This is a genomic window from Novosphingobium sp. UBA1939, from assembly GCF_002336885.1.
GTDB lineage: Bacteria > Pseudomonadota > Alphaproteobacteria > Sphingomonadales > Sphingomonadaceae > Novosphingobium.
In genome coordinates this window covers 669-6,356 of sequence record NZ_DDFB01000130.1, presented here as the reverse complement: position 1 = coordinate 6,356, position 5,688 = coordinate 669, and the positions used below count along the sequence as shown (strand labels likewise).

The 5,688-nt window shown below is 67.1% G+C and carries 6 protein-coding genes; 3 read left to right on the top strand and 3 right to left on the bottom strand.

Going from position 1 to position 5,688, the window contains the following annotated elements; all coding sequences use genetic code 11:
• On the bottom strand, positions 1-604 hold a 604-nt coding region (locus tag B3547_RS17235), incomplete at its 3' end, for an ATP phosphoribosyltransferase regulatory subunit (protein WP_292965091.1).
• 88 nt (positions 605-692) lie between these two features.
• On the opposite strand from B3547_RS17235, the gene B3547_RS17230 reads away from it, so the two are divergent.
• The 3 genes from B3547_RS17230 to ppa all read left to right on the top strand — a co-directional run bounded on the left by B3547_RS17230 (position 693) and on the right by ppa (position 4,016).
• On the top strand, positions 693-2,666 hold the full coding sequence (locus B3547_RS17230; protein WP_292965088.1) for a M61 family metallopeptidase: 1,974 nt from the start codon (positions 693-695) through the stop codon (positions 2,664-2,666).
• A 4-nt stretch (positions 2,667-2,670) separates the two neighbouring features.
• The gene (locus tag B3547_RS17225) at positions 2,671-3,345 is read left to right on the top strand and encodes a DUF1345 domain-containing protein (protein WP_292965085.1); all 675 of its coding nucleotides are present in this window, start codon (positions 2,671-2,673) and stop codon (positions 3,343-3,345) included.
• Positions 3,346-3,467: 122 nt separating this feature from the next.
• On the top strand, positions 3,468-4,016 hold the full coding sequence (ppa, locus tag B3547_RS17220) for an inorganic diphosphatase (RefSeq protein ID WP_124810107.1): 549 nt from the start codon (positions 3,468-3,470) through the stop codon (positions 4,014-4,016).
• A gap of 24 nt (positions 4,017-4,040) precedes the next feature.
• Here the strand turns inward: ppa and B3547_RS17215 are convergent, their stop codons facing one another.
• Both B3547_RS17215 and B3547_RS17210 read right to left on the bottom strand, forming a co-directional pair.
• Positions 4,041-5,405 carry a mechanosensitive ion channel family protein gene (locus tag B3547_RS17215; RefSeq protein ID WP_292965081.1) on the bottom strand — a complete coding sequence of 455 codons (1,365 nt, stop codon included), beginning with the start codon at positions 5,403-5,405 and terminating at the stop codon, positions 4,041-4,043.
• A gap of 79 nt (positions 5,406-5,484) precedes the next feature.
• Positions 5,485-5,688: metallopeptidase TldD-related protein (locus B3547_RS17210; RefSeq protein ID WP_292965078.1), on the bottom strand; the 204-nt coding region annotated here is incomplete at its 5' end.

Below are 5,688 nucleotides of genomic sequence, written 5' to 3'. Positions count from 1 at the left end.
GCCGCTCCTGCGAATCCTCGCTCAGTTCGCCCTTCACGGCGCGGAAGTATTCGATCAGCGCGGCGCGCCACGCCTCGCGGCTTTCCGCATCGCCCAGCGTGTTGAGCTGCAGCGTCACGCCGTCGGCGATGCCCAGTTCCTTCAGCAGCTGGTCCGCCATCACCAGCAGTTCCACGTCCGCCTGCGGCTCGGCCGCGCCGATCACTTCGGCGTCGAGCTGGTGGAACTGGCGGTAGCGGCCCTTCTGCGGCCGTTCGTAGCGGAACAGCGGCCCGTGCGTCGCCACCTTGACCGGGGCATATTGCTGCCAGCCGTTGGTCAGGTAGGCGCGGGCAAGGCCGGCGGTGAATTCCGGGCGCAGCGTCAGCGATTCCCCGCCGCGATCCTCGAAACTGTACATTTCCTTGGACACGACATCGGTCGTCTCGCCCAGCGAGCGGCTGAACACGGCGGTCTTTTCGAACACCGGCATTTCCGCGCGGCGGAAGCGGTACAGCTTGCGCACGCGTTCGAAGGTCTCGACCACGAAGGCGAAGGCTTCGGCGTCGGCACCGAAAATGTCCTGCGTGCCGCGAATGGCCTGGGGCGTCTGAATCTGGCTCATGGCCCGCGCGATTAGCCGCATTGTGGTCCCACGAAAAGGGCGCTCGGCAATGGTTGCGGACGGAACCGGTTCGCGCCATGAAGGCGCCATGGCAAATTCCTTCAAGGCCCCGGCCCTTCTCGCCGCGCTTCTCGTCACCGCTTCCGCCCTTCCGGCCCATGCCCAGGTCCAGCCGGCCACCAACACGAAGCCGATGGCGGTGCCCATCGTGCGCCAGGTGCCCGATCCCGAGGACAAGCCTTTTCCCGGCACGATCCGGCTCGACATCGACGCCACCGACGTGACGCGCGGAGCCTACCGCGTGACCGAGACGATCCCTGTTCCCCCCGGCGCGACGCGGCTGACGCTGCTCTATCCGCAATGGCTGCCCGGCAACCACGGCCCGCGCGGGCCGCTGTCCGAACTCGCCGACGTGCGCTTCACCGCCGGCGGCAAGGTGCTGACGTGGACGCGCGATCCGGTCGAGGTCTATGCCTTCCATGTCGACGTGCCGGCCGGCACGCCCGCGATCGAGGCGCGGATGGTCCACACCTCGCCCCTGCGCGATTCCGAAGGCCGCGTGACCATGACGCGCGAAATGCTGAACCTGCAGTGGGAGAAGATGTCGCTCTATCCCGCCGGACACTATGTCCGCCAGATCCGGGTGCAGCCTACGGTGGCTGTGCCCGATGGCTGGACGGTGTTCACCGCGCTTGATGGCAAGAAGCAGACCGGCAACCGCGTGAGCTGGGACGTCACCGATTACGAGACGCTGGTCGATTCCCCGATCTTCGCCGGCCTTCACGCCCAGCGCTTCTTCCTCGGCAATTCGGTCTGGCTCGATGCCATTGCCGACAAGCCCGAGCTGCTGGCGATAAAGCCCGAAAACCTCGCCACCTACCGCGCGCTGGTGGACGAAGGGCTGGCGCTCTACGGCGCGAAGCATTTCGACCACTACGACCTGCTGCTGGCGCTGACCGACCGCATGGGCGGGATCGGGCTGGAGCACCACCGGTCGAGCGAAAACCAGTACGAGCCGCGCACCTGGATCGACTGGGCCGCGAACGACTGGGACCGCAACGTCATCCCGCACGAATTCTCGCACAGCTGGGACGGCAAGTTCCGCCGCCCGGCCAAGCTGTGGACGCCCGATTACCGCCAGCCGATGCAGGACAACCTGCTGTGGGTCTATGAAGGGCAGGACCAGTTCTGGGGCTATGTGCTGGCCGCGCGGTCGGGCGTGCAGACCAAGGATACCGTGCTGGGCATGCTGGCCAACAACGCCGGCCTGTTCACCCAGTATCCGGGCCGCGAATGGCGTTCGGTGGAGGACACCACGCACGATCCCGTCTTCGCCGCGCGCAAGCCCAAGCCGTTCAGTTCCCTTGCCCGCAACGAGGAGTACTACACCGAAGGCGCGCTGGTCTGGCTGGAAGCGGACCAGATCATCCGGCAGGGCACCGCCGGCAAGAAGGGGCTGGACGATTTCGCCAAGGCCTTCTTCGGCATCCGCGATGGCGACTGGGGCGTGGTGCCCTACGAGTTCGAGGACGTGGTTTCCACGCTGAACGGCGTGTTCCCCTATGACTGGGCCAGCTTCCTCAAGACCCGCATCCAGACGCCGGGCCAGCCCGCACCGCTCGGCGGGATCGAGCGCGGCGGCTACAAGCTGGTGTGGAAGGCCGAACCGAACCCGTTCGACAAGGCCCGCGCGGCGGACAGCAAGGCGCTTTCGCTCTACCATTCGATCGGCGTGACGATCGACAAGGACGGCAAGGTCACCTCCTGCCGCTGGGATAGCGCCGCGTTCAAGGCCGGCGTGGTAAGCGGCGTGCAGATCGTCGCGGTCAATGGCCTGACCTACGATCAGGATACGCTGAAGCAGGCGATCACCGCCGCCAAGACCGACGCCGCCGGCGGCGCCAAGCCGCTGGACCTGACGATCCGGCGCGACGACCGCGTCACCACGGTGTCGATCGATTACCATGACGGGCTGCGCTGGCCCTGGCTGGAACGCGCCGCGCCGGGCACCGCGCCCACCGGGCTGGACATCCTGCTCTCGCCCAAGCGGACGACGCGCTAGCACCATGGTTTCGGGAACGGGAACACGGTGGGCGCTCGGCCAGCGGTTCGCTCCGGCGCGCTTCGTCCTGTTCCTGATCCTGAGCATTGCGGGCTTCGCCGGCTGGCGCAATCTGTTCGGCGGGCACGGCATGGCCGATTCGCTGGCGATGGGCTTCGATTTCGGCGCCACCGCCTTCCTCGTCTCGCTGTGGCCGCTGCTGCGCGAATGCGATGCCGCCGCAATGCGCCGCCATTCGGAGGAAAACGACGCCAACAGGGTGGTGGTGCTGGCCATCACCACGGTGCTCACGCTGGTGGTGATGGCGGCGATCGCCGCCGAACTGCCCAGCGCCAGCGCGGGCAACCACATAGGGCTGGTCAAGCTGGTCGGCACGCTCGTGCTCACCTGGCTCTTCGCCAACATGGTCTATGCGCTGCACTACGCGCACCTCTACTACGTGCGCGGCGGCGATGACGGGAAGGACACCGGAGGCCTCGATTTTCCAGGCACGGACACGCCGGACTACTTCGATTTCGCCTATTTCGCCTTTACCCTGGGCATGACGTTCCAGACATCGGACACCGCGATCACCAGCCAGGCGATCCGGCGCATCGTCACGCTGCATTCGTTCGCCGCGTTCGTGTTCAACATCGGGGTGATCGCTTTCACCATCAACGCGCTGGGCGGCGGCCATTGAGCCAGCCGATCCGATCGATTTCCTGGCGATAAGTATTGTTGCGGCGCACAACGCGCGACGCTAGAGGCGGCTCCATCGTGTTCGAACCGGCCGCCGTTTCGGGGCCAAACCATAGGCAAACCATGCGCATCGACCTGATTCCGACTGGCGACAACCCGCCCGAGACTCTCAACGTCATCATCGAAGTGCCCACCGGCGGCGAACCCGTGAAGTACGAATTCGACAAGGCTTCGGGCGCGCTGTTCGTCGATCGCATCCTGCACACGCCGATGCGCTATCCGGCAAACTACGGCTTCGTGCCGCACACGCTTTCGCCCGATGGCGATCCGCTGGACGCGCTGGTGATCTCGCGTTCGCCCTTCATCCCCGGCTGCGTCGTGCGCGCCCGTCCCATCGCGGTGCTGAACCTGGAAGACGAAGCCGGCGGCGACGAGAAGCTGGTCTGCGTGCCCGACGACAAGACCTTCCCCTACTACTCCGACGTCGCCGAGAAGGACGACCTGCCCGGCATCGTCATGGAGCAGATCGAGCACTTCTTCACCCACTACAAGGATCTGGAAAAGAAGAAGTGGGTGCGCATCGGCACCTGGGGCGGCGCCGACGACGCCAAGCGCATCACGATCGAGGCGATCGAACGCGCCAAGGCTGCCAAGACCGCCAAGGTCGACTGACCCTTTGCGGACCGACCGGCCGCCTCACTCGGTGGGGCGGCTGGCGTCAAGCAGATCGCGGCCCTGCGCATTGCCCGCGCGCTCGCGATCGACCATCGTTGCGATATGATGCTCGGGCGCCACGCTCTCGGCGCCGGCGGCCTGGACCGGCGGCGCCTCGGCCTTTGGCGCCGCTTCGCCGGCATCCTGCTCCATGCGCACGTGATAGACCGTGTCCGGCAGCGCGAAGCCCTGCTCGCGCAGCGCGCGCCGCACCGCCTCGATCACCAGCGTCCGCGCCTTGCCGAAACCGGTCTGCGTCTGGTCCACCCAGCCGGTGAAGCGCAGCACCTGCGTCGCTCCGTCGATGCTGACCACTTCGGTTGACGGCTCCGGCGCCGGCAGCACGAAATCCTGCCCGCGCATCGCCTCCAGCGCCACCGCGCGGGCCGTCGCCGGATCGGCGGCCGGATCGATGCCCACCTCGAACGCAAAGCGCCGCGTCGGGTTTGTAGTGAAATTGACGATCACCGCCTTGAACACGGTGCTGTTGGGAATGCGCAGGTGGTTGCCATCCAGCGTCATCAGCACGGTGGCGCGGCTGGTCAGGCGCACCACGCGGCCTTCCCACGAATCGATCTTCACATGGTCGTTGGCGCGGAAAGGCTGGCGGATCGAGAGCATCAGCGACGAAATGTAGTTATCGATGGTGTCCTTGACGGCAAAGCCCACCGCGATGCCGAACACCCCCGCGCCGCCCAGCACCGCGCCAAGCAGCGCCGTGGCTCCCACGATGTCGAGCGCCAGCACGATCCCCGCGACCACGAACGTGAAGCGGATCGCGCTGGCAAGCAGTTCGGCCAGGAACGGATTGGGCGCGACGCGGTGCCACAGGTTCTTGCGGGCAGCGATCGCGTAACCGAGCATCCCGATCAGCACCGCCACCGCGATCGACACGCCGATCAGCGGCAGCGCTGCGACCAGCCCGGCGAACTTGCCGCGCGCGCCGCTCAGCGCCGGGTCGAGATTGCTGTCCACGGCCAGATTGCGGGTCACGCGGTTCTGCACGGTCACGACGCCGGCCACGCGCCCGGCGATCGCCTGCGCCTGCGCGATCGCGTTTTCGTCCGCAACCTGCCCGCTGAGCGTGACGACGCCGGACGCCACGCGCACGTCGATCCCGTTGAGGCTGCCGATCTCGGCGAAGATGCCGCGGATACGCGCGGCGATCTGCGCGTCCGCATCGGCCGAAACGGTGGAGGCGATCGCGCCGCCGGATGCGGAGGAAGACGTGCTGGCGGCGGGCGATGCGCTCTGCGCGGCAACCGGCCCGGCCGGCGTCATCGACGCGGCCAGCAGCGACAGGATCAGGGCGGGCAGGCGACGAGGCGAAAAGGAAAAAACGGCCATATGCGCCCGACAGCGCGCCGGGGGGGCAAAAGTTCCGAGCCGGCCCCGCCCCGTGGCCCCGGTGGCCTCAATGCTGGCCTCAATCCCCGGCAATGCTGAGGCCGTCGATGCGCAGCGTCGGCACATCGATGCCGCGATGAATGTCGAGATCGTCCGCCGCAACCAGCGCCGCGAACATGTCGATCAGGTTGCCGGCCACGGTGAATTCGGCCACCGCCCCGGCGATCTCGCCATTGACGATGCGGAAGCCCGAAGCGCCCCGGCTGTAGTCGCCGGTCACGCC

What these genes read in the sequence shown, in the direction of transcription:
- B3547_RS17230 (WP_292965088.1), top strand. Translation starts at nt 693, where the DNA reads ATGGCAAATTCCTTCAAGGCCCCGGCCCTTCTCGCCGCGCTTCTCGTC.
- B3547_RS17225 (WP_292965085.1), top strand. Translation starts at nt 2,671, where the DNA reads ATGGTTTCGGGAACGGGAACACGGTGGGCGCTCGGCCAGCGGTTCGCT.
- ppa (WP_124810107.1), top strand. Translation starts at nt 3,468, where the DNA reads ATGCGCATCGACCTGATTCCGACTGGCGACAACCCGCCCGAGACTCTC.
- B3547_RS17215 (WP_292965081.1), bottom strand. Translation starts at nt 5,405, where the DNA reads ATGGCCGTTTTTTCCTTTTCGCCTCGTCGCCTGCCCGCCCTGATCCTG.